At 67.0% G+C, this 21,464-nt stretch carries 22 protein-coding genes, 6 tRNA genes, 1 pseudogene and 1 riboswitch; of the genes and pseudogenes, 17 read left to right on the top strand and 12 right to left on the bottom strand.

Annotated features, from left to right (window positions below; all coding sequences use genetic code 11):
* Positions 1 to 171: 171 nt before the first annotated feature.
* Together msrB and LFT44_RS07920 are read right to left on the bottom strand one after the other, a co-directional pair.
* Complete coding sequence (gene msrB / locus LFT44_RS07915; protein WP_236802834.1) at positions 172 to 630, bottom strand: peptide-methionine (R)-S-oxide reductase MsrB; 459 nt, start codon at positions 628 to 630, stop codon at positions 172 to 174.
* A gap of 59 nt (positions 631 to 689) precedes the next feature.
* Positions 690 to 1,181, bottom strand: a complete 492-nt coding sequence (locus LFT44_RS07920) for a hypothetical protein (protein ID WP_236802098.1) — start codon at positions 1,179 to 1,181, stop codon at positions 690 to 692.
* A gap of 158 nt (positions 1,182 to 1,339) precedes the next feature.
* Between LFT44_RS07920 and LFT44_RS07925 the strand changes: the two genes are divergently transcribed.
* From LFT44_RS07925 to LFT44_RS07935, 3 genes are read left to right on the top strand one after another with little or no spacing between them, the layout of a single operon-like run.
* Positions 1,340 to 2,611, top strand: coding sequence for an alpha/beta hydrolase family protein (locus LFT44_RS07925; protein WP_236802099.1), 1,272 nt, complete (start codon positions 1,340 to 1,342; stop codon positions 2,609 to 2,611).
* Between the two features lies 1 nt (position 2,612).
* Positions 2,613 to 4,184 (top strand): succinic semialdehyde dehydrogenase, encoded by a 1,572-nt coding sequence (locus LFT44_RS07930; RefSeq protein ID WP_236802100.1) that lies wholly within the window; start codon positions 2,613 to 2,615, stop codon positions 4,182 to 4,184.
* A gap of 47 nt (positions 4,185 to 4,231) precedes the next feature.
* Positions 4,232 to 5,086: an SDR family oxidoreductase gene (locus LFT44_RS07935; protein ID WP_236802101.1), complete on the top strand. Its 855-nt coding sequence runs from the start codon at positions 4,232 to 4,234 to the stop codon at positions 5,084 to 5,086.
* On the opposite strand, the gene ybaK is transcribed toward LFT44_RS07935, so the two are convergent.
* From ybaK to LFT44_RS07950, 3 genes are read right to left on the bottom strand one after another with little or no spacing between them, the layout of a single operon-like run.
* Positions 5,069 to 5,569, bottom strand: coding sequence for a Cys-tRNA(Pro) deacylase (gene ybaK, locus LFT44_RS07940; RefSeq protein ID WP_236802102.1), 501 nt, complete (start codon positions 5,567 to 5,569; stop codon positions 5,069 to 5,071). The genes LFT44_RS07935 and ybaK overlap by 18 nt on opposite strands.
* 10 nt (positions 5,570 to 5,579) lie before the next feature.
* Positions 5,580 to 6,041, bottom strand: a complete 462-nt coding sequence (locus LFT44_RS07945) for a SufE family protein (RefSeq protein ID WP_236802103.1) — start codon at positions 6,039 to 6,041, stop codon at positions 5,580 to 5,582.
* A gap of 30 nt (positions 6,042 to 6,071) precedes the next feature.
* Positions 6,072 to 6,995: a sulfurtransferase gene (locus tag LFT44_RS07950; RefSeq protein WP_236802104.1), complete on the bottom strand. Its 924-nt coding sequence runs from the start codon at positions 6,993 to 6,995 to the stop codon at positions 6,072 to 6,074.
* Positions 6,996 to 7,209: 214 nt separating this feature from the next.
* Between LFT44_RS07950 and zapE the strand changes: the two genes are divergently transcribed.
* Complete coding sequence (zapE, locus tag LFT44_RS07955) at positions 7,210 to 8,247, top strand: cell division protein ZapE (protein ID WP_236802105.1); 1,038 nt, start codon at positions 7,210 to 7,212, stop codon at positions 8,245 to 8,247.
* On the opposite strand, the pseudogene LFT44_RS07960 reads toward zapE, so the two are convergent.
* The 7 genes and pseudogenes from LFT44_RS07960 to LFT44_RS07990 form a co-directional block, all read right to left on the bottom strand.
* Positions 8,244 to 9,484, bottom strand: a pseudogene (locus tag LFT44_RS07960) (benzoate/H(+) symporter BenE family transporter). The gene zapE and the pseudogene LFT44_RS07960 sit on opposite strands and share 4 nt — an antisense overlap.
* Positions 9,485 to 9,657: 173 nt before the next feature.
* Positions 9,658 to 9,927, bottom strand: a complete 270-nt coding sequence (locus LFT44_RS07965) for an antitoxin (protein ID WP_442863681.1) — start codon at positions 9,925 to 9,927, stop codon at positions 9,658 to 9,660.
* 137 nt (positions 9,928 to 10,064) lie between these two features.
* Positions 10,065 to 10,139: transfer RNA gene (locus LFT44_RS07970), tRNA-Val, on the bottom strand.
* A gap of 34 nt (positions 10,140 to 10,173) precedes the next feature.
* Positions 10,174 to 10,246: transfer RNA gene (locus LFT44_RS07975), tRNA-Gly, on the bottom strand.
* A 54-nt stretch (positions 10,247 to 10,300) separates the two neighbouring features.
* A tRNA-Val gene (locus LFT44_RS07980) sits at positions 10,301 to 10,372 on the bottom strand.
* A 38-nt stretch (positions 10,373 to 10,410) separates the two neighbouring features.
* A tRNA-Cys gene (locus LFT44_RS07985) sits at positions 10,411 to 10,481 on the bottom strand.
* 47 nt (positions 10,482 to 10,528) lie between these two features.
* Positions 10,529 to 10,601, bottom strand: a tRNA-Gly gene (locus tag LFT44_RS07990).
* Between the two features lie 305 nt (positions 10,602 to 10,906).
* Here LFT44_RS07990 and LFT44_RS07995 point away from each other — a divergent pair.
* From LFT44_RS07995 to hisG, 13 genes are all read left to right on the top strand, one after another.
* Positions 10,907 to 10,978 (top strand) — tRNA-Val (locus LFT44_RS07995).
* 107 nt (positions 10,979 to 11,085) lie between these two features.
* Positions 11,086 to 11,961, top strand: a complete 876-nt coding sequence (locus tag LFT44_RS08000) for a cytochrome (RefSeq protein ID WP_236802107.1) — start codon at positions 11,086 to 11,088, stop codon at positions 11,959 to 11,961.
* Between the two features lie 74 nt (positions 11,962 to 12,035).
* Positions 12,036 to 12,638 carry a peptide deformylase gene (gene def / locus LFT44_RS08005; RefSeq protein WP_236802108.1) on the top strand — a complete coding sequence of 201 codons (603 nt, stop codon included), beginning with the start codon at positions 12,036 to 12,038 and terminating at the stop codon, positions 12,636 to 12,638.
* A complete protein-coding gene (gene fmt, locus LFT44_RS08010; RefSeq protein ID WP_236802109.1) occupies positions 12,635 to 13,555 on the top strand; it encodes a methionyl-tRNA formyltransferase in 921 nt (306 codons plus the stop codon). The genes def and fmt overlap by 4 nt, the downstream gene beginning before the upstream one ends.
* A complete protein-coding gene (locus LFT44_RS08015; RefSeq protein WP_236802110.1) occupies positions 13,552 to 15,180 on the top strand; it encodes an RsmB/NOP family class I SAM-dependent RNA methyltransferase in 1,629 nt (542 codons plus the stop codon). The genes fmt and LFT44_RS08015 overlap by 4 nt, the downstream gene beginning before the upstream one ends.
* 82 nt (positions 15,181 to 15,262) lie before the next feature.
* Complete coding sequence (rpe, locus tag LFT44_RS08020) at positions 15,263 to 15,940, top strand: ribulose-phosphate 3-epimerase (protein WP_236802111.1); 678 nt, start codon at positions 15,263 to 15,265, stop codon at positions 15,938 to 15,940.
* Between the two features lie 39 nt (positions 15,941 to 15,979).
* Positions 15,980 to 16,129: riboswitch (FMN riboswitch) on the top strand.
* Positions 16,130 to 16,314: 185 nt separating this feature from the next.
* Positions 16,315 to 17,454 carry a bifunctional diaminohydroxyphosphoribosylaminopyrimidine deaminase/5-amino-6-(5-phosphoribosylamino)uracil reductase RibD gene (ribD, locus tag LFT44_RS08025; RefSeq protein WP_236802112.1) on the top strand — a complete coding sequence of 380 codons (1,140 nt, stop codon included), beginning with the start codon at positions 16,315 to 16,317 and terminating at the stop codon, positions 17,452 to 17,454.
* Positions 17,454 to 18,116, top strand: a complete 663-nt coding sequence (locus LFT44_RS08030; RefSeq protein ID WP_236802113.1) for a riboflavin synthase — start codon at positions 17,454 to 17,456, stop codon at positions 18,114 to 18,116. The genes ribD and LFT44_RS08030 overlap by 1 nt, the downstream gene beginning before the upstream one ends.
* On the top strand, positions 18,113 to 18,856 hold the full coding sequence (gene ribB, locus LFT44_RS08035; RefSeq protein WP_373993258.1) for a 3,4-dihydroxy-2-butanone-4-phosphate synthase: 744 nt from the start codon (positions 18,113 to 18,115) through the stop codon (positions 18,854 to 18,856). Before LFT44_RS08030 ends, ribB begins: the two co-directional genes overlap by 4 nt.
* Entirely contained in the window at positions 18,853 to 19,587 is a 735-nt protein-coding gene (gene ribA / locus LFT44_RS08040) for a GTP cyclohydrolase II (protein WP_236802114.1), read from the top strand. The genes ribB and ribA overlap by 4 nt, the downstream gene beginning before the upstream one ends.
* A gap of 32 nt (positions 19,588 to 19,619) precedes the next feature.
* Positions 19,620 to 20,108, top strand: coding sequence for a 6,7-dimethyl-8-ribityllumazine synthase (gene ribH, locus LFT44_RS08045; RefSeq protein ID WP_018770776.1), 489 nt, complete (start codon positions 19,620 to 19,622; stop codon positions 20,106 to 20,108).
* 101 nt (positions 20,109 to 20,209) lie between these two features.
* Entirely contained in the window at positions 20,210 to 20,473 is a 264-nt protein-coding gene (locus LFT44_RS08050) for a phosphoribosyl-ATP diphosphatase (RefSeq protein WP_009358176.1), read from the top strand.
* 91 nt (positions 20,474 to 20,564) lie between these two features.
* On the top strand, positions 20,565 to 21,425 hold the full coding sequence (gene hisG, locus LFT44_RS08055) for an ATP phosphoribosyltransferase (protein ID WP_142134150.1): 861 nt from the start codon (positions 20,565 to 20,567) through the stop codon (positions 21,423 to 21,425).
* Positions 21,426 to 21,464: the final 39 nt, after the last annotated feature.

A 21,464-nucleotide genomic window follows, 5' to 3' on the forward strand; every position in this document is an offset into this window, starting at 1 on the left:
TTATGCCCGAAGGGGGGATGAGTAAGAAATACTTATGCTCGGTGGGTGCGGGCCTGGTACGAGACCAGCCCCCGGCTGTTGGAACAGCGCGGGGGCTGGGGAGGCCTTGCTTGGTGCTTGGCCTGTGATGGTGCGCCTGGGCCCGCCTGGCCCGGGGGCCGGGGGTGCGCCTTAGCCTTGCGAACCGCCTTCGGCGTCGTCCTTGCTGACCAGCCGGAGGGACACCGAATTGATGCAGTAGCGCTGGTCGGTGGGTGTGCCATAGCCCTCGCCCTCGAACACGTGGCCCAGGTGGGAGTCGCAGGACCCGCACCGCACCTCGATCCGTTCCATACCCAGGGTGCGGTCGTGGATGTAGCGGACCTTCCCCTCAGCCAGCGGAGCCCAGAAGGAGGGCCAGCCGCAGTGCGAATCGAACTTCTCGTTGCTGGTGAACAGTTCGGCACCACAGGCACGGCACTGGTACACGCCCTCGGTATGGGTGTCCCAGTACTCGCCGGTGTAAGGCCGTTCCGTCCCGGCCTGGCGGAGGACGTGGTACTCCTCCGGGGTCAGCTCCTCCCGCCACTGGGCGTCGGTTTTCTGGACCGCGTTTGCCGGTGCGGCGTTTTCCTGGCCGCCACCAATCATGTCCGTTGCCTTGTTACCGAAGATGCTGTTTCCAAAGATGCTCATAGCATTTCCAACGCTCAGGAGTCGCCGATAAATCCCGAACCGGCGTACAGATGGAGCACAGGGACGCCCAGCTGGTCCTGTGCCTTGTTGGCCCAGTCCGTGTGGAAGGTGTCGGCCACGGCATGCGGCCTGGTGATCACCACGGCCTGGGACGCTCCGGTTTCCCGGACCTTGGCCACCAGGCTGTCCACGGCCTTGCCGTCCACCACCTGGCCGGTCACCCCGGAACCCAGCCCCTCCAGCGCAGCAAGTGATGCCGCAAGGGTTTCGTCCGCGTGGGCCCGTTCGACGGCGGCGTCCGGGTTGCGTGCCGCGAGCTCACGGAATGCCTTGGCAACGTCCAGCAGGGACAGGTTTTCGAGGAAGTCCACCAGCAGGTGCCGCTCCGTGTTTGCCGGCACCAGGACCAGCAGGCGGCTGTCCCCGCCATCCACCAGCCGTTCAATGTTCAGGCGGTCTTCCGCGCCCAGTGGTTCTTCGGTCAGGATGACGATGGGATCACTCATGGCCTTAGCCTAGCGCCGCGCGGGGAGGCCTGCACTGCACTTCCGGTGCACGCCGCACGCCGCCGGGCGACGTGCCGGTCCCGTCCTGGAATGCAGGTATCGGCGGCAGGGCCGGTAAGAATAGTCCCATGGCACCTTTCCGGCGAGCGCGCCCTGCAATGACTGCACCCACCCGGGACTCCGGCGGCATGTCGCCGGGGGCGAAGTGGGCCATCGGCGGGGCGATTGCCGGCGGCTCGGTGGCAAGCCTGCTGGGAGCAGGGTCCTCAGCGCTCGCCGTGTACTTCGCCCGCCGCGTGATCACCCCGGCCCGGCAACGGGCGGCGGACAAGGAAGTGCTGGCCGTGATCCGTGACGGGCAAAAGCAGCAGGTGATCCTGGCTGCCAACGATGACACCACGGTGGATGGGGTCTATGGATTCTTTTTCGACGGCGGCAAGGGCCACGCGCGCATCGGCCGCATCATTTCCTACTCACCGGCGGAACGGACGGTCCTGCGCGAGGTCGAAGCCGTCTACAGCGGGGACCTCTCGACCGCGCGCTGGGGATGGTGGAGCGGCGCCACCTACCCGGACCCGGCCGCCGTCGGGATTCCTGCCGAAGATGTGCTGATTCCCGTCGAGCGGGGCGAAGCGCCCGCCTGGCTGGTGCGCGCCAAGGGAACGGCCCGCACCTGGGCCATCATGGTGCACGGCCGCGGTGCCACCCGGCAGGAGGCCCTCCGGGCCGTGGGCCCGGCCCTGGAACTGGGACTGACCAGCCTGCTGGTGTCCTACCGGAACGACGGACTGGCGCCCTCGGCTGACGATGGACGGTATGGCCTGGGTTCAACGGAATGGCAGGACATCGAAGCCGCCATCGAATACGCCCTGGCCCACGGTGCCGAGGAAGTGGTCCTGTTCGGCTGGTCCATGGGCGGAGCCATCTGCCTGCAGACCGCAGACCTCTCCCGCCACCGGCACCTGATCCGGGCCATGGTGCTCGACGCGCCGGTCATCGACTGGGTCACCGTCCTGGCGCACCATGCGCAGCTGAACCGGATCCCGTCGCTGGTGGGCAGGTACGGGCAGCTGATGCTGGGCCATCCACTGGGACGCAGGCTCACCGGCCTGTCCGCACCAGTGGACCTCAAAGTCATGGACTGGGTGTCCCGGGCCGTCGAACTGCGGACGCCCACCCTCATCATCCACAGCGTCGACGACGAGTACGTACCGTACGGACCCTCCGCCCTGCTGGCTGAACGGAACCCGGAGATGGTGACCTTCGAAACGTTCAACCATGCGCGGCACACCAAGGAATGGAACGTCGATCCCGAACGCTGGGAGCGGCTGGTGAAGGCGTGGCTCCGTCAACAGCTTGCGCCGCGCCTCAATCCCGGTTCCAGGCCTGGCCCGGAATCAGCGGCACAACACACCGCAACGGGGGCGTGACATGGCGAAACAACAGGGGACCGGGGCGCTGATTGACCGGGGGCGGCTCCTGGCTGCGGATCTTTCCCAACTGGTGGCGGCCGCAGCAGGCCGGCCAAGCCAGGCTTCCCACGCCCCCTTCGACGGGACCCTGGTGGGCGAAGTGCCCGTGTGCACCACGGACGACGTCGGCGCCGCCGTTGACCGCGCACGCCTCGCCCAGCAGCGTTGGGCCGGGCTCCCGGTCACCGAACGCCGGGCGGTGGTGCGCAGCTTCCGCAGGCTGCTGCTGGACCGGGAACAGGACATCCTGGACCTGGTGCAGGCCGAAAGCGGCAAGGCCCGGCTGAGTGCCTTTGAGGAGTTCGCGGACGTCGTGCTGACGGCCAACTATTACGAGCGCAGCGCCGAGCGGTACCTGGGGCCGCGGCGCCGGAAGGGGGCCGCCCCTGTCCTGACCCGCACCACCGAATACCGTGTGCCCAAGGGAGTGGTGGGGGTCATCAGCCCCTGGAACTATCCGCTTACCCTCGCGGTCTCCGACGCCCTGCCCGCCCTCCTGGCAGGCAACGGCATCGTCCTGAAGCCGGATTCCCAGACGCCCTTCACGGCCCTGCTGATGCTCAAACTGCTCCGCGAGGCCGGCCTGCCAGCGGACCTGTTCCAGATCGTCACCGGACCAGGCCCAGAGATTGGCCCCGCCTTGATCGGGCGGGTGGACTTCCTGATGTTCACCGGTTCCTCGCAGACCGGCAAGACCGTGGCCCGGCAATGCGGTGAGCGTCTGATCGGCTTCTCCGCCGAACTTGGCGGCAAGAACCCCATGCTGGTGCTGGCCGATGCGGACGTTGCCAAAGCAGCCAGCGGCGCCGTCCACGCCTGTTTTTCCAACTCCGGGCAGCTGTGCGTGAGCATCGAACGGATCTACGTCCATGCTGACGTGCATGACGGTTTCCTCGCGGCGTTTACGGACCAGGTGAAGGCGATCCGGATGGGCCCGGGACCGGACTGGGACATCGGCATGGGGTCACTCATCAGCGTGGCGCAGGTGGAGCGCGTGGACCGCCACGTCCAGGACGCGCTGGACAAGGGGGCACAACTCCTCGCCGGCGGACGGCGGCGGCCGGACCTGGGACCGTTGTTCTACGAACCCACCGTCCTGGCAGGAGTCACCCCGGAGATGCTCCTGGCCCGGGAGGAGACGTTCGGTCCCGTGGTGGCCGTCTACCGGGCAGCGGACGACGACGAAGCCGTGGCAATGGCCAATGATTCCGACTTTGGGCTGAACGGCAGCGTCTGGTCTGCCCGCCACGGGGAAGAGGTGGGCCGCCGGCTTTTGACGGGAACCGTCAACGTCAACGAAGGCTATGCCGCAACCTGGGCTTCCCATGACGCGCCGATTGGCGGGATGAAGGACTCCGGCGCCGGACGCCGCCACGGCCGGGAAGGCATCCTCAAATACACCGAGCCGCAAACCGTTGCCGTGCAGCGGCTGCTCAGGGTGGCGCCAACCCCCGGCATGTCCAACCGCGCCTACGCCCGAATCATGAAGGGCGCAGTCACCCTCATGGGCCGCTTCCCCCGCAGCCGGTAGGGCTTGCCCTGCCCACACCCGTTCCACCAAACACCAGGAGAACCGACATGGCCAGAGGAACCCGACTTTCCGGGGCAACACTGTTGATTACGGGAGGTGGAAGCGGGCTGGGCCGCCGCCTGGCGCTGGGAGCGGCGCGGCGCGGAAGCCGGGTGGTGATCTGGGATTTAGATGCTGAAGCAGGGGCAGCGGTTCGTGACGAGATCCGCGCGGCAGGAGGGTCGGCCGAGGCCCATATTGTCGACGTCACCGACAGGGAAGCCGTGGCGACGGCCGCCGCCGCGGCCGGGCCCGTGGATGTCCTGGTCAACAATGCCGGGGTGGTCAGCGGCCAACCGCTCCTTGATGCCACGGATGAGGCCATCGAACGGACCATGAAGGTCAACGTCATGGCGCTGTATTGGGTAACGCGCGCGTTCCTCGCCGGGATGGCAAGCCGGCGCCACGGAACCGTCGTCACTGTTGCCAGCGCCGCCGCACTGGTGGGGGTCGCCCGGCAGACTGACTACTCCGCCAGCAAGTTCGCCGCCTTCGGCTTCAATGAGTCTCTGCGCGCCGAGGTCCGTGCCGCCCAACTCGGGGTCAACACGCTGGTGGTGTGCCCGTATTACATCGACACCGGGATGTTCGCCGGCGTCCAGACCCGCTGGCCCATGCTCCTGCCGATCCTCCAGGAAGAGGACGTGGCCGCCAAGGTCCTCGATGCCATCGAGGCCGGCCACAGGAAGCTGGTCCTGCCGCCCCTGGTGAACCTGCTTCCGGTCCTCCGTATCCTTCCGGTCAGCGTTTTTGACCGGCTCATGGACGTCCTCGGAGTCAACCGGACCATGGACAATTTCACCGGCCGGCACACTGGTCCTGAAAAGTCTGCGAACGGCGGAGGTTTACCCGGCCGGAAGTGAACTGATGGGCGCGGTGACCGCGCCCGTCAGGCGGACCAGGTCAGTTGGGGCGAGCTCAATATCCAGGCCCCGCCTGCCGCCGGACACCAGCACGGTGTCCAGGGCCAGGGCACTGGAATCCAGCACCGTGGGGGACGGCTGGCGCTGGCCCAGCGGGGAGATGCCACCCAGGACGTATCCGGTGCGCCGCTGGGCTGCAGCAGGATCGGCCATGGCAGCCTTTTTGGCGCCCATGGCAGCGGCCATGGCCTTCAGGTCGAGGGTCCCGCTCACCGGAACGATGCCCACCGCGAGCCTGCCCTCAACGTCCACCATCAACGTCTTGAAGACGCGGGACGGATCCATGCCCAGGGCCTGCGCAGCTTCGGCGCCGTAGCTCGTGGCGGAGGGATCGTGGGTGTACGGGTGCAGCACAAAGGGAACCCCGGCCGCGGTCAATGCCGCTGTAGCCGGGGTTCCCTGGGCTGAGTTTCTGCGCGCCATGAATGGGCGGTCAGGACTGGGCGCCGGACGCGGCGGCCACCTTGCGCTTGATCCTGCCCAGCATGGCGGTCATGCCGCGCATGCGCAGCGGCGTGATGGCGCGGGTGAGCCCCAGCAGTTCCGGCATGTCATCCGGGACGGACAGGATCTCTGCTGCGGAAAGGCCGTCCAGCCCCTCGTGCAGGACACCGGCAAAACCCCGCGTGGTGGGAGCCTCGGCGGGAGCCTTGAAGTAGAGGCGCACTTCGCCGGCGGGACCGGCGTCGTTGGACTCTGTCTCGATGGTGAGGAACAGCGGCGACTGGCACTCCACCACCTGCTCAAGGAGCTCAGGGTGGTCCTTGAGCCGGTCGGGGAGCTCCGGCAGTCCTTCCGAGAACTCCAGCAGCAACTGAAGCCTTTCGGGTTCGGACAGGGCCTGGAAGTCGTCCACAATCGCCGCCAGGGCGGAAGGCAAAGCTTGAGTAGTCATCGGTCCAAGTCTACGCGGGGGAGCAGAGGGTCAGGCTCCGACGGCGACGGGTACGGACCCGCGCTCAGCGCCTTTGACGATGGGAACGCGCACGGCGTTGCCCCACTCGGTCCAGGATCCGTCGTAGTTGCGGACGGAATCGAAGCCCAGAAGGTACTTGAGCGCGAACCAGGTGTGGCTGGAACGTTCGCCGATGCGGCAGTAAGCCACCACGTCGTCACCCTGGGCCAGGCCGGCCTCGCCAAGGTAGATCGCCTCAAGTTCCTCCCGGCTGCGGAAGGTGCCGTCGGCGGCAGCGGCGCGGGCCCACGGGACGGACGCAGCGGTGGGGATGTGTCCGCCGCGCAGCGCGCCCTCTTCCGGGTAGGCGGGCATGTGGGTGCGCTGGCCGGTGTATTCCTCGGGGGAGCGGACGTCGATGAGCGGCTTGCCCAGGTGGGCCAGGACATCGTCCTTGAAGGCCCGGATGGGAGCGTCATCGCGCTCGACCACCGGGTAGTCGCCGCGGACAGGCGATGGCTTGTCCTTGGTCAGTTCCCGGCCTTCGGCAACCCACTTGTCCCGGCCGCCGTCGAGCAGCCGGACGTCCTGGTGGCCGAAGAGCGTGAACACCCAGAGGGCGTAGGCAGCCCACCAGTTGGACTTGTCGCCGTAGATCACCACGGTGCTGTCCCGGGAAATTCCCTTGGATGCGGCCAGTTCGGCGAATGCGGCGCCGTCAACGTAGTCGCGGGACACTTCGTCGTTCAGGTCGGTGTGCCAGTCGATCTTGACCGCGCCCGGAATGTGGCCGGTCTCGTACAACAGCACGTCCTCGTCGGACTCCACCACGACGAGTTCGCCGTTTGCCACTGCGCCGCCTTCGATGGCAGCTGCGAGCCACTCGGTGGAAACGAGCCGCTCCGGGTGGGCATAGGCTGCGAACTTCTCATTCTGTTCAACCGGGTAGGGCATGGCTTGGCCTTTCAGTAAGAGCACGGGAAACCGCGGAACATGCGTTGGAACCTCTTCCCACCCTAGCCAGCGCCCGGGAGGTTGTCCGTATTCCGTTAACAGGGGGAAATGTTGCCTTCATCACGTGCCGGGCGGCAGGACGGCCTCCCGCCCGGGTACGGTCAGCATTGCCGGTATCCTTTCTGGGGACCAACCACCAGCAGAACGGACCACCTTGGTACAGATCGAACAGCTTGCCGCCCGCACCCCGGCAGTTTCGGTGGACGAACTCCTGAAGGGCTTCTACCCGTCGCCGCGGTTTGGCGAGGTCTCCTTTTCGAGCTACCGCCCGGACCCCAAACAGCCCAGCCAGGCCGCCGCAGTGCGTGAACTGCAGGGATTCGCTGACGGCGTGGGGTCGGGCAACGGGGGCGGGCTTTTCAAGAAGCTGTTCGGCAAGAAGGACGAGTCCAGGGCCGGCATCTACCTGGACGGCGGCTTTGGCGTGGGCAAGACGCACCTGCTCGCGTCCCTGTGGCACGCAGCCCCGGGCCCCAAGGCTTTCGGCACCTTTGTGGAGTACACCAACCTGGTGGGCGCCCTCTCCTTCCGCAAGACCGTGGACGCCCTGAGCAGCTACCAACTGGTCTGCATCGACGAATTCGAACTGGACGATCCGGGCGACACCGTCCTGATGTCCCGGCTCATGCGGGAACTGGCCGACGCCGGCGTCAAACTTGCCGCCACCTCCAACACCCTGCCGGGCTCCCTGGGCGACGGCCGGTTCGCCGCCGTGGACTTCCAGCGCGAAATCCAGGTGCTGGCAGACCAGTTCGAGGTCATCCGCATCGACGGCGAGGACTTCCGGCACCGCGGCCTCCCCGCGGCACCGGCCCCGCTGAGGAACAGCGAGCTGAATGCCCACATGAAGGCGGAGTTCGACGGCAAGACCGTGGCACAGGACGAGTTTTCCACGCTCATCCACCACCTCGCCGGCGTGCACCCCAGCCGCTACCGCCAGTTGATCGACGGCATTGACGGTGTGGTGTGGCGCAACGTGGAAACCATTACCGAGCAGGCTGTGGCGCTGCGCTTCGTGGTGCTGGCGGACCGCCTCTACGACAAGGACGTTCCGATCCTGGCCAGCGGTGTTCCGTTCGACAAGCTGTTCACCGAGGAAATGATGACCGGCGGGTACATGAAGAAGTACTTCCGCGCCGTGTCCCGCCTTACAGCCCTGGCGCGCGAAGGCCAGAACCACGAACCTTCCTAGCGGGTTCCCGGTTCGCCGCCGCTGCGTTCCGGCTTCTGCCGGCTGACCAGAGTTGCCCGGACCACCAGGCCGGCCAGGAGTGCCCAGAATGCTGAGCCAATGCCCGCAAAGGCCAGGCCCGAAGCTGCCATCAAAAAGGTGACGGCGGGGCGATGCGGTCCTCCGGGTCCGCCAGCGCGGCAGACACGGCTGACGCCAGCGTGCCCAGCAGGGCCAGACCCGCCACGGCTTCGAGCATTCCCGCCGGCGCCTGGTTCACCACGGAGACCAGGGCGGTGGAGAAGGCGGCCAGCACCAGGTAGGTCAGTCCGGACGTGAAGCCGGCCACCCATCGCCTGCTGCGGTCGGCGCCGGCCTCATCGCCGGCGGCCAGCGCCGCGCTCAGCGCCGCTAGATTGATGGCGTGGCCGCCAAATGGCGCCGCCGCAACAGTTCCCGCTCCCGTGACCAGCATGGCCGGCCGCCAGGGTGTTTCATACCCGAAGGAACGAAGCACCGCTACGCCGGGCACGTTCTGCGAGGCCATGGTCACCACGAACAACGGGAGGGCGATCCCTGCCATGGCCTGAAGGCTGAATGCGGGCGTGGTCCACGTTAGTGCAGGCATCAGGGCACCCGAATCCACGGACGTGCCGGCAGAGGCCGACGTAACACCGATCACGGCCAGGGCCACAAGCAAGGCAGCGGGCACGGCCCACCGCGGAGCGAACTTCATCATCACCAGCCAGCAGAGAATTACCGGCGCCACAAACACGGGCACCGTGCCCAGCGCCTTGAAGGGGGCCAGGCAGAGTTGCAGCAGGACCCCGGCCAGCATCGCCTGGGCCAGGGAGGAGGGGATCTTCGCCATCACCCTGCCGAGCGCCGGCACAAGGCCGGTCAGGGCCAGCAACACCCCGGCGGCAATGAAGCCCCCGACGGCAGCCGGCCACCCGCCGTCGGGCATCCCTGACGCCGCAAGCAGCGCCGCGCCCGGCGTGGACCAGGCCAGCGTTACCGGAACCTTGGAGCGCCAGGCGAGGACAAGGACGCCAAGGCCGACGGCGAGCGTCAGCGCCAGCAGGCCGGACGCTGCCTGCGCGGGATCGGCGCCCACTGCCCTGAGCCCGGCCAGGACGACGGCAAACGACGAGGTGAAGCCCACCAGCGCGGTGACGATTCCGGCCACCACCGGACGGGACTCGATCCGGGTCCGGCCGGCAGGTGGAGTGGTGGAAGGTGCGGGGGGCTTGGGCATATCCGCAGGTTACCGGTGGGGCTTGGGGAAGCGGGAATTGCAACGGCATCGCGGTCAACCGGCCTCAACTGTGCCGCGTATAGACAGTCCTTAAACGCCAAAGGCGCGGGCGCCGCCTCGCGGCGGGACCCGCGCCCCGTTGACGTGCTAGGGCAAGGCCCTGGCCAAATCCTTTACGGAGCCCTGTCAACCGGCGGAACCGGATTTCCAGGAGCAGCCGGGGGAACCTGCCCGGTGGCAGGTGCCTGGCCCGGGGTTCCGTTCTTGTCCACGAGCTTGGAAGCGCCATCCTGGATCTTGTCGACGTGGCCTGCGTACTTGCCGCCGGTCTTGGTGTCGACGAAATCGCCGGCCTTGCTGATGCCGTTCTTGATGGCCTGCTCGTTACCGCGGATGAGACCCTGAGCCTTGCCCTTTAGATCGTCAATCAAACCCACGAGCACCTCCCTTCTATCGCGGAGCCAGGTTGCTCCTCGCGCATTCGATCCTATCGGGGCGGAGAAGGGGTGCCAAGGGAATCGCGTTCGCCAGCAGCGGATACCCGGAAACGACAAAAGCAGCTCCGGAGAGCTGCTTTTCGTGGTGGGCGATACTGGGATCGAACCAGTGACCTCTTCCGTGTCAGGGAAGCGCGCTACCGCTGCGCCAATCGCCCCGAACCGGAAGACCGGTAAGTGGGATAAAAAGAGAGCGGACGACGAGATTCGAACTCGCGACATCCACCTTGGCAAGGTGGTGCTCTACCAGCTGAGCTACGTCCGCGGATGCAGGATGTTCCGGTAAACCGGTGGTACTGCGGGCAAGTTTCCTTGCCAGTGGGCGATACTGGGATCGAACCAGTGACCTCTTCCGTGTCAGGGAAGCGCGCTACCGCTGCGCCAATCGCCCATTGAATCCGAAAGATCCGGAATCCATGGTTTTCACCGAGGTGGGTACGGGATTCGAACCCGTGTATACGGCTTTGCAGGCCGCTGCCTCGCCTCTCGGCCAACCCACCGTGTTAGCTCCGGTTCCTGGGAACGTTTGCTGTGACAGTGTCCTGCGAGCGGACGACGAGATTCGAACTCGCGACATCCACCTTGGCAAGGTGGTGCTCTACCAGCTGAGCTACGTCCGCACTTTGGAGGTTGATTCCCTGCCGTTTCCGGCATTTCCTCGCGTTCCAACGAGTAAAAACAATATAGGAGGTTCCGGGAAACTCCAAATCGCTCCGGCCGCCTGATGCGGGATGCCCCCGCTTCCGCGTGATTCCGCGGGTTTAGTGACTTACAGGCGTGTAATTTTACGACGGCGCCTGGCGGCCTCCTGCGGCCGGGTTGCGGGTGGGAGGTGCTGCTGGAGGCACTTTTGCCGGGAGGCGCCGAGGCCGCCGAGGCCGATTTTTGAAATGCGGCAGAGGTGGGCTAGCATTCAAATGCATCGGGGCGATTGGCGCAGTGGTAGCGCGCTTCGTTCACACCGAAGAGGTCACTGGTTCGAACCCAGTATCGCCCACCCGCAGAGGTCCGTTTCCGCTCATCAGCAGCGGAAGCGGACCTTTTTTTCGTGTGCAGCTCCGGCTCCCGGAGCTTTTGTCGGCCCCCTGTGAAAGAGTCTTTTGTATGACTGATCCGCTTCTCGCCCATGCCACCGAATACGGTCGGATGTACGCACGGTCAACGTCTGAGCAGTTCGCCGTCCCTTCCATCACCACCGTGATCAGCCAGCAGCCACACGGCCTCGACGGCTGGTTCGGTTACATGGGTGCCAGCAGCCTGGCCAATGACCCGCTGCTCTCGGACTGCCTGGGCAGCCCTGCCAAGATCAAGCAGGCCATCAACCGCGCCGCCAAGGCTGCCGAAACCTACCGGGATGACGCCGCCCGGCGCGGCGACCGCGTCCATAACTACTGCGAACAGGTGGCGCTGCGCGCACTGGGGCGCCCGCATGCCATGAAGGAAGCCCGCGAAGCCCTGGCCGCCAACGGCGAGGAAGCCTTCGCGGTGCGCTTCGATGAATGGTGGGAACTTTTCCGGGTGGAGCCCATCGCTCCCGAGATCACGGTGTGGAACGATTCCGTCGGTTACGCCGGAACCCTGGACCTCGTAGCACGTATCAACGGGCGCGTCTGCCTGATTGACTACAAGACCAAGGGCACCACCCGGGACGGGCTGGTCAAGCCCCTGGATAACAAAGTGGTCATGCAGTTGGTGGCCGGGATGAAGGCGGAAGAGAGCCTCGTGGATGCGGAGGCGGGAACCTGGGAGCCTTGGAAGTATGGGGAAAATCCCGTCCTGCTTGCCGTCGCCATCGGTGAGACAGAGGTCCGGCCCGTCCGGGCAAACCCTGAAGTCCTTAAGCACCACTGGTGGAAATTCTGCGCGCTGCGCCGGGTCTGGGAACTGAACGCCGACACGATCAGTGCCGGCACGGCGCTGCTGCCCATCGCACCCCCGCCGCTCGCCCAGGCAGGAGCTGTCCAGGCGCGCACGGCTTAGCTCCGTGCAGCCACCAGGACTGCACCTAAACTGGATAGGTTCCAATTGCCGCCAACCGTGAGGACAAACAGCGCATGGCTATTCTGAATATCCGCATCATCGGCGATCCTGTGTTGCGCACAGTCGCCGATCCAGTGACGGAATTCGGACCCGAGCTTGCCAAGCTGGTCGCCGACATGACCGAGACCATGGAGGACGTCGACGGCGCCGGGCTTGCCGCTCCGCAGATCGGCGTCAGCAAGCGCGTCTTCACCTACCGCATCGACGGCGTCGAAGGACACATCATCAATCCGGTCCTGGAGAACAGCGAGGACTACCAGCCGGACCATGTGGAAGGCTGCCTCTCCATTCCGGGCCTCGGGTTCCCGGTCCGCCGCTTCCGGTCCACACGGGTCACCGGCGTGGACATGCATGGCAACCCCGTCTCCATCGAAGGGGAGGGCATGCTGGCACGCTGCTTCCAGCATGAAAACGACCACCTGGACGGCATCCTCTACACCGACCGGCTTGAGGGCGAGGACCGGAAGGCTGCACTACGGTCCATCCGCAACGCCAACTATGACGCCGTGACCGAACGCACCACGGCCACGCGCGCCAAGAGCGTGGGGTCGAGTTTCGGCGGGTCAAGCTTTGGCGGAAACAGCGCCCCCGGCGCCAGCTTCGGCGCAGCCGGGTGAGGGTCCTCTTTGCGGGAACCCCCGCGGTCGCAGTCCCATCCCTTGACGCACTCGTCAACGCCGGGTTCGAAGTCGTCGCCGTCCTGACCCGCCCCGATGCACCCATCGGCCGGAAACGCGTGCTGACGCCGTCGCCCGTTGCGCAGCGGGCCGCTGAACTTGGCATCGACGTCATCCACGCAGCCCGCCTGGACGCTGAGGCCATCGCCAAAATCTCCGCAGTGCAGCCGGACGTTGCTGCCATCGTCGCCTACGGCGGCCTGGTCCCACCTGCAGCCTTGGACATTCCGCGGCACGGCTGGGTCAACCTGCATTTCTCCCTGCTGCCCGCCTGGCGCGGTGCCGCCCCCGTCCAGCGGTCCGTCATGGCCGGTGACGACGTCACCGGTGCTGTTACCTTCCAACTCGAGGAAGGCTTGGACACAGGCCCCGTCTTTGGCACCCTGACGGAAGCCGTCAAACCCCAGGACACGGCAGGGGACCTGCTGGAGCGGCTTTCCCACAGCGGCGCGGTGCTGCTGGCACAGACACTGTCGGCCATCGATGCCGGAAAGGCCTCCCCCCAGCCGCAGGCCGGCGAGGTGTCGCTTGCGCCCAAGCTGACCCTGGAGGACGGCCATCTCAACTGGGCCCATCCGGCGCTGGCCATCAGCAGGCAGGCACGCGGCGTTACCCCGGAGCCCGGCGCCTGGACCCTGCTGGACGGACAACGGGTCAAACTCGAGCCGGTCCGGCTCCGCCCCGAGGTGACCCACCTGGCCCCTGGCGCAGTGGCGTTCCACGGGAAAGCTGTGCTGGTTGGAACAGGGTCCCACGCCGTGGAACTCACCCGGATCCAGCCAGCCGGCAAAAAGATGATGGCCGCAGCCGACTGGGCGCGCGGCCTGGCTTCTCTGGAAAGTGTGGTGTTCGAATGAGCAGCTCCGGCGGCAACGCAGGCGGACAAGGCAACGCCGGAGGGCGGGGTGGCGCCGGGAGGAACGGCCAAGGCAGCAGCGGCGGACCCGCCGGTGGCCGCGGCAGGGGCGGACCTCCGGACACCAGCAGGCGCAATGCCCAGGGACGGGAACGCAACCGCGGGCCCAAACGAAACTTCACCGAGCAGGCGCCGTCGCAGCGGACCAGGCGCGCCGACCCCGCGCGCCTGGTGGCTTTCGAAGTCCTTCGCGCCGTGGCCCAGGAGGACGCCTACGCCAACCTGGTGCTGCCCGCCCGCATCCGGCACCACCACCTGGACAAGCGGGACGCCGGCTTTGCCACCGAGCTGAGCTACGGGGCCCTGCGCGGCCAGGGCACCTACGACGCCATCCTGGCACGCTGCGTGGACCGGCCCCTGTCCCAACTCGATCCCGCCGTCCTGGACGCCCTCCGCATCGGCGCGCACCAGCTGCTGGCCATGCGGGTCCCGGCGCACGCGGCACTGGACCAGACCGTGGGGCTGGCCCGTGCAGTCATTGGCGCCGGTCCCTCCGCCTTGATCAACGCCGTCCTGCGCAAGGTGTCCGCCCGCACCCTTGAAGAGTGGCTGGACCTGCTGGTGGAGGGCGAAACCGACCAGACGAAGATTGCCGCGCTGCGGTTCGCCCACCCCGAGTGGATCGTGCGGGCCATGCGCCAGTCGCTTGTGGCACACGGCAGGCCCGCCACCGAAGTCGACGGCCTGCTGGAAGCGGACAATGCCGCCCCGGTGGTCAACCTGGTGGCCCTGCCCGGGCTGGGCAGCCTGGACGAAGCCCTGGAAAACGGTGCCGCCCCCGGCGAACTGGTGGAAGGCTCCGCGCTCTCCAGCGGCGGGGACCTGGGCCGCCTCGCGTCCGTGCGGGCCGGCACCACGCGGGTGCAGGACGTTGGGTCCCAGTTGGTGGCCAGGGCCCTTGCTGCCGTGGACCTCGGCGGGGCGTCGGACCGTGCAGGCGCAGACGGCACAGCGCCGGACTCAACGAAGGAGGCCTGGCTGGACCTCTGCGCGGGACCCGGTGGAAAAGCTGCGCTCCTTGGTGCCCTGGCGCACCAGCGCGGTGCCACACTGCTGGCGAACGAACCCGCGCCGCACAGGGCAAAGCTCGTCAGCCAGGCGTTGTCTGCCGTTCCGCACGACACCTGGCAGGTTCGCACCGGTGACGGCCGGGAAGTGGGGGCCGAGCAGCCGGAACGGTACACCCGTGTGCTGGTGGACGTTCCCTGCACCGGCCTGGGAGCACTGCGGCGCCGGCCGGAGTCCCGGTGGCGGCGCTCGCCCAAGGACATCACGGACCTCGGCCCGTTGCAGCGCGAACTGCTGGCCTCCGCCCTTGCGGCAGTCCGTCCCGGGGGAGTGGTGGCCTACGTGACCTGTTCACCGCATCCGGCGGAGACCACTGCTGTGGTGGCGGACGTCCTGCGCAAGCGCGATGACCTGGAACTCCTCGACGCCGGCGCCGCCCTTGACGCTGTCAGCCTGACCGGAAGCCTTGAGGCCGGGCACGACATGACGGCCCAGCTCTGGCCCCACATCCACCACACCGACGCCATGTTCCTGGCCCTGATCAAGAAGAAGGCCTGAACGGGAGGAAAACCCGTGCAGCTTTCAAACCACCCACGTATTTGTCCGTGGTACCACCGCACCTTCAGCGAAAGGCACACCCTTGACGCAATGCTGCATCAACCCGAGCATCCTCTCCGCCGACTTCGTCAACCTTGAAGCTGAACTTCAGCGGATCAGCAATGCCGACGCCGTGCACGTAGACGTCATGGACAACCACTTCGTCCCCAACCTGACCATCGGGCTTCCCGTCGTCCAGCGGATCCAGGCCGTCAGCCCGGTTCCGCTCGACGCCCACCTCATGATTGCCGATGCCGACCGCTGGGCACCCGGGTTCGCCGACGCGGGCCTGGCGTCGGTGACGTTCCACGCCGAGGCCTCCATTGCACCCATCAAGCTGGCCCGGGAGCTGCGCAGCAGGGGAGCCAAGGCGGGGATGGCCCTGCGGCCTGCCACGCCGGTTGAGCAGTACCTGGACATGCTGTCCGAGCTGGACATGCTGCTCATTATGACGGTGGAGCCAGGCTTCGGCGGCCAGGCCTTCCTGGACGTCACCCTGCCCAAGATCCGCAGGGCCCGCGCAGCCGTGGACGGATCAGGGGCTGCCGTGGCCATCCAGGTGGACGGCGGCATCACCGAGGAAACCATTGAGCGCGCCGCTGAGGCCGGCGCCAATGTCTTCGTGGCAGGCTCCGCCGTTTACGGCGCGGACGATCCCGCCGCCGCCATCGACCTGCTGCGCGCCAAGGGTGCGCGGACATTACGTGCGGCGACGGAATAACCGGGAGCCCCTGCAGGTTGTGGCACAATAACAACACACATACGTGCTCCGGGGTCGGTGTAAGTCCGAACCGGCGGTGACAGTCCGCGACCCGCGAGCCGGTGTTCTCTTCAGGGGGATCCCGGCGGACGGTTGAACCGGTGGAATTCCGGTACCGACAGTTAAAGTCTGGATGAGAGAAGCACGTACAGCTGTATCTGTGCAGCCTTGCGCCGCGCAGCGTTCTGCTGTCGTATCCCCGGAGCCATCGCGGTTCGACAGGGAAGGAACGACACACGAATGAACCCCCAGCGATGGCTCTTTAACGCCGAAACTCCTGCCGCTTTGATGGCAGGCCCACATCCCGCGTCCGCGCTGCCAACAACGGCCGCCGCATGACGGGCGCCGTGGAACTGCACCCCGCCGCCGGGGTGGTCACCGCCTTCACCGCAGACGAAACCCGGGCCATGGATCATGCCCTCCAGGCAGCCCTCCAGGGACCGCGCGGTGCAAACCCCCTGGTGGGCGCAGTCGTCGTCGGTCCTGACGGGAAGGACCTCGTAACGGGTTACCACCGCGGAGCCGGCACCGCGCACGCCGAAGCCGACGCCATTGCCCAGGCTGCCGCCGTCGGCCTGGATCTTTCCGGCTGCACCATGGTGGTCACGCTGGAACCCTGCAACCACGTAGGCCGCACTGGCCCGTGCACGGAGGCGATCATCGCCGCGGGGATCACCGACGTCGTCTACGCGGTTGACGACCCCCACGACCCCGCCGCCGGCGGCGCCGCAACCCTGCGCGCGGCGGGCATCCGAGTCAGGAGCGGCCTTGGCGCCGAGGAAGCGCTGGACCTGAACCGCCAGTGGTTCGAGGCCGTGGCCGCCAAGCGCCCCTTCGTCACCCTCCACATCGCCCAGACGCTGGACGCCCGGATCGCCGCGGAAGACGGCACCAGCCAATGGATCTCCAGCCCCGAGTCCCTTGCGGACAACCACGGGATCCGCAGCCGCATCGACGCCATCCTGGTAGGTACCCAGACCGTGCTGGTGGACAACCCCCGGCTGACCGCCAGGGACGCTTCAGGCAATCCCTCGCCCAAACAGCCCGTCCGGGCCGTCATGGGGCTCCGCGGAATTCCGGCGGACGCCGCCATCCACGGCGACGACGGCCTGGCCGTGCACCTTCCCACCCGCGACCCGCGCGAGGCGCTGTCCATGCTTTACGACGCCGGCACCCGCCACGTCATGGTGGAGGGCGGCTCCAGCATCCTGAGCTCCTTCCTCGCCACAGGCCTGGTGGATGAACTCATTGTGTACCTGGCGCCGACCCTGCTGGGATCCGGCACCCCCTCATTGAACGGGCTCGGCATCACCAGCCTCCCGGACGCCCAGCAGTGGGAATGGGACCCGTCCGACGGCGGCGCTGTCCGTACGCTGGGCCGGGACCTTCGACTGCACCTGAGACCGCAGCGCAAAGTTGCACTCGACCACCAACCAACCCGCGCCACCGCGGAGCAAGCCCAGGGAGGCTACTGATGTTCACCGGAATTATTGCCGAGCAGGGGCAGGTGCTGTCCGTGGAGCGTGACGGCGACACCAGCGCCACCCTCCGCTTGCACGCGCCCGGCTCGACCGAGGGCCTGGCACTGGGTGGCTCCATCGCCGTCAACGGGGTCTGCCTCACGGCAACAGCGATTGACGGCAAGGACTTCAGCGTGGACGTCATGGGCGAAACCCTGGTCCGCAGCACCATCGGCGAGCTTACCGCCGGGGACACCGTGAACCTGGAGCGCTGCGTTCCCGCCGGCGGCCGCCTGGACGGGCACGTGGTGCAGGGACACGTGGACGGCGTCGGCGTCCTGCTGGAACGCGAACCCCAGGGCAACTGGGAGCGGCTGCGCTTTGGCGTGCCCGCCAACCTGGCCCGCTACATCGCCGAGAAGGGCTCCATCGCCATCGACGGCGTCTCCCTCACGGTGACGGCAGTCAGCCCGGCAGCCGAGCAGGAGCCGTGGTTCGAAGTGGGCCTGATTCCCACCACCCTGGCCGAAACCGGTCTGGGAACCAAGACCACCGGCAGTCGGGTGAACCTGGAAGTGGATGTGCTGGCCAAATACACCGAACGCCTGCTTGCCTTCCGCGGCGCAGGCGAAGCAACCTCCGCCGGCGAAGCCGCAATTGCCGGAGGTGCCCGGTGAACGCCGCAGTACACCTGGAATCCCAGGTTGCCGCCGATCTGGTGTCCGCCGCAGCGCCGGCCGCACCGGCCAGGGGACTGGACACCATCGAGGACGCCGTGCGCGCCATGGCCGCCGGCCACCCCGTTCTGGTGGTGGACAACGAGGACCGCGAAAACGAAGGCGACATTATCTTCGCCGCCCAACACGCCACGCCGGCACTGATGGGCTGGACCATCCGCTACAGCTCCGGCGTCATCTGCGTGCCGTTGACGGGAGTCCGTGCCGATGCCCTGGCCCTGCCGCCCATGACGGCCGTCAACGAGGACGCGAAGGGCACCGCCTACACCGTGTCCTGTGACGCCGCCACCGGTGTCAGCACGGGAATCTCCGCCACCGACCGGGCCCTGACCGCCCGCGTCCTCGCGGACCCGAATGCCGGTCCGGCATCCGTGACCCGGCCGGGGCATATTTTCCCGCTCCGGGCAGTTGACGGAGGTGTGCGGGAACGCCAGGGCCATACGGAGGCCGCGGTGGACCTGTGCCGCCTGGCAGGCCTGGAGCCTGTCGGGGTGATCGCGGAAGTGGTGTACGACGACGGTGAAATGATGCGCCTGGACGGGCTCCGTTCGTTCGCAGCTGAACATGGATGCCCCCTGATCTCCATCGAGGACCTGGTGGCGTATCTTGAAGCCGGGGCCGGGGGAGTCCCGCAGGAGGATGCCCGGGCGGTCCCGGGCGAAGAGAAGGAGAAGCCATGACGGCAGCGGCAGCCAGCGACGACAGCCACCAGGACGGCCACCGGAAGCCCCACGCGGTGTCCGGTGAAGCGCCCCATCCCGTCAGCGGAGGGCCCATCGTCCAACTCCCCACCGCCTTTGGCGACTTCGTAGCCCAGGCATGGACGGACCTCGTGACCGGCGTTGAGCACCTCGCCGTCAGTTCCCCCAACCCTCCCACCGACGGAAAAGCTCCCCTGGTGCGCCTGCACTCCGAGTGCCTGACCGGCGATGTCTTCGGTTCCTACCGCTGCGACTGCGGTGAACAACTTGCCTTCGCACTGGAACTGATCCGGGACAACGGCGGCACCCTGCTCTACCTCCGGGGCCAGGAAGGCCGCGGCATCGGGCTGGCCAACAAGATCAAGGCCTATGCGCTGCAGGAAGCTGGCTTCGACACCGTGGAAGCCAATGAGCAGCTGGGCCTGCCCGTTGACGCCCGGTGCTACAAGGCCGCGGCCCAGATCCTCGCCGAGATGGGGCTGCATGAGGTGCGGCTGTTGAGCAACAACCCGGACAAGCAGAACAGGCTGGCCAAGGCCGGGGTGAAGGTCGTGGAAATGGTGCCCACCGAGGTGCCGTCCCGCGAACAGAACATCCGGTACCTGCGCACCAAGAAGGACCGCATGGAACACCGCCTGCTGCTGGACACGCAGGCGGCCCCCGTTTCCGTGCCGGCCCCCGAAGCCCCCTACGACCACGAACAAGACTGACGTCTTCAAGAACGAACGGAACAGAAGAACCCATGAGCGGACACGGCGCCCCCGACATTGACCTGAGCACCCTCAACCCAGCCGAAACCTCACAGCTGAAGCTGGCGATCATCGCAGCCAGCTGGCACACCCAGATCATGGACGGGCTCCTGGACGGCGCGCTCCGGGCGGCCAAGGACGCCGGCATCGCCGAGCCCACCGTCCTGCGCGTCCCCGGCAGCTTTGAGCTTCCGGTGGCTGCCGCGCGGCTGGCACCGCACTTTGACGCCGTCGTTGCCCTCGGCGTCGTGATCCGCGGCGGAACCCCGCACTTCGACTACGTCTGCCAGGCCGCGACGTCGGGCCTGACCGACGTCAGCGTCTCCACCGGAGTGCCGGTGGGCTTTGGTGTGCTCACCTGCGACAACGAACAGCAGGGCCTGGACCGCGCCGGGCTCCCCGGCTCCAAGGAAGACAAGGGCCACGAAGCCGTGACCGCAGCGCTGGCCACCGCCGTCGTCCTCAAGCAGTACCGCAGCTAAACGCTGCAGCGGACGGGTGCGGTGTGTATTCCCTCACATCGCGCCCGTCATGCAAGGGCCCGGGAAGCGCCCGTGCGGCCGCAGCAAGTAGGCTGGAGGGCGTGAAGAATTTCGAGACGCTGTTCGCTGAGCTCAGCGAGAAGGCAGCCACCCGCCCGGAAGGCTCCCGCACCGTCGCTGAATTGGAGTCCGGTGTTCACGGCATCGGCAAAAAAGTCGTTGAGGAAGCAGCCGAGGTTTGGATGGCTGCCGAATATGAATCCGATGAAGCCGCGGCCGAGGAAATCTCCCAGCTGCTGTACCACCTGCAGGTTCTGATGCTCGCCAAAGGCCTGACCCTGGAAGACGTCTACAAGCATCTGTAGCCACCGGTCCGGCGCGTTTTTGCCGCCGGTTCCTGCCGTGGCCTGCACTGCTTGAACACCTAGACAACTCTAAATCCAGAAAGAACTTCCCATGCTGCGAGTAGCCGTCCCCAACAAAGGCTCCCTGTCCGAAGCCGCCTCCGCCATGCTCTCCGAAGCCGGATACCGCCAGCGGCGCGACAGCCGCGAGCTGGTCATGGTGGACCCCGACAATGACATCGAGTTCTTCTTCCTCCGCCCCCGCGACATTGCCGTGTACGTGGGGCAGGGAACGCTCGACGTCGGCATCACCGGCCGCGACCTGCTGCTGGATGCCGAGGTGGAAGCCGAAGAGCTGCTTCCGCTGGGATTCGCCGCCTCCACCTTCCGCTTCGCCGGCCCGGTAGGCGACTTCAGCTCCGCCGCGGAGCTGGAAGGCAAGCGCCTGGCCACTAGTTACGACGGCCTGCTCCGGAACTACCTTGCCGAGCGCGGCATCAACGCCAAGGTGGTCCGCCTGGACGGCGCCGTCGAATCCTCCGTCCGCCTCGGGGTCGCCGACGCCATCGCCGACGTCGTGGAAACCGGCAACACCCTGAAGGCCGCCGGAATGGAAATCTTCGGCGACCCCATCCTCAAATCCGAAGCAGTCCTGATCCGGCGCACCGGCAACGGCGGGGCCGCCAACGGCACGGCCAAGGAGATCGAAGTCCTGATCCGCCGCCTCCAGGGCGTCCTGGTGGCACGGCAGTACGTGCTGATGGACTACGACATCCGCAAGGAACTGGTGGAAAAAGCGGCCAGCCTGACCCCCGGCCTCGAGTCGCCCACGGTCTCGCCGCTGCGCGACTCCGACTGGGTGGCCGTCCGGTCCATGGTGCCCAAGAAGGAGACCAACCGGATCATGGACGAGCTGTACGACCTCGGCGCCCGCGCCATCCTGGTCAGCAGCATCCACGCCTGCCGCATCTGACAACCGGCACCCTTCAGCAGCACAGAACATCCAGGAGTT

It is taken from the genome of Arthrobacter sp. FW306-05-C, from assembly GCF_021801725.1.
Taxonomy (GTDB): Bacteria; Actinomycetota; Actinomycetes; order Actinomycetales; family Micrococcaceae; genus Arthrobacter.

What these genes read in the sequence shown, in the direction of transcription:
- msrB (WP_236802834.1), bottom strand. Translation starts at nt 630, where the DNA reads ATGATTGGTGGCGGCCAGGAAAACGCCGCACCGGCAAACGCGGTCCAG.
- LFT44_RS07920 (WP_236802098.1), bottom strand. Translation starts at nt 1,181, where the DNA reads ATGAGTGATCCCATCGTCATCCTGACCGAAGAACCACTGGGCGCGGAA.
- LFT44_RS07925 (WP_236802099.1), top strand. Translation starts at nt 1,340, where the DNA reads ATGACTGCACCCACCCGGGACTCCGGCGGCATGTCGCCGGGGGCGAAG.
- LFT44_RS07930 (WP_236802100.1), top strand. Translation starts at nt 2,613, where the DNA reads ATGGCGAAACAACAGGGGACCGGGGCGCTGATTGACCGGGGGCGGCTC.
- LFT44_RS07935 (WP_236802101.1), top strand. Translation starts at nt 4,232, where the DNA reads ATGGCCAGAGGAACCCGACTTTCCGGGGCAACACTGTTGATTACGGGA.
- ybaK (WP_236802102.1), bottom strand. Translation starts at nt 5,569, where the DNA reads ATGGCGCGCAGAAACTCAGCCCAGGGAACCCCGGCTACAGCGGCATTG.
- LFT44_RS07945 (WP_236802103.1), bottom strand. Translation starts at nt 6,041, where the DNA reads ATGACTACTCAAGCTTTGCCTTCCGCCCTGGCGGCGATTGTGGACGAC.
- LFT44_RS07950 (WP_236802104.1), bottom strand. Translation starts at nt 6,995, where the DNA reads ATGCCCTACCCGGTTGAACAGAATGAGAAGTTCGCAGCCTATGCCCAC.
- LFT44_RS08000 (WP_236802107.1), top strand. Translation starts at nt 11,086, where the DNA reads ATGACTGATCCGCTTCTCGCCCATGCCACCGAATACGGTCGGATGTAC.
- def (WP_236802108.1), top strand. Translation starts at nt 12,036, where the DNA reads ATGGCTATTCTGAATATCCGCATCATCGGCGATCCTGTGTTGCGCACA.
- LFT44_RS08015 (WP_236802110.1), top strand. Translation starts at nt 13,552, where the DNA reads ATGAGCAGCTCCGGCGGCAACGCAGGCGGACAAGGCAACGCCGGAGGG.
- ribD (WP_236802112.1), top strand. Translation starts at nt 16,315, where the DNA reads ATGACGGGCGCCGTGGAACTGCACCCCGCCGCCGGGGTGGTCACCGCC.
- LFT44_RS08030 (WP_236802113.1), top strand. Translation starts at nt 17,454, where the DNA reads ATGTTCACCGGAATTATTGCCGAGCAGGGGCAGGTGCTGTCCGTGGAG.
- ribA (WP_236802114.1), top strand. Translation starts at nt 18,853, where the DNA reads ATGACGGCAGCGGCAGCCAGCGACGACAGCCACCAGGACGGCCACCGG.
- ribH (WP_018770776.1), top strand. Translation starts at nt 19,620, where the DNA reads ATGAGCGGACACGGCGCCCCCGACATTGACCTGAGCACCCTCAACCCA.
- hisG (WP_142134150.1), top strand. Translation starts at nt 20,565, where the DNA reads ATGCTGCGAGTAGCCGTCCCCAACAAAGGCTCCCTGTCCGAAGCCGCC.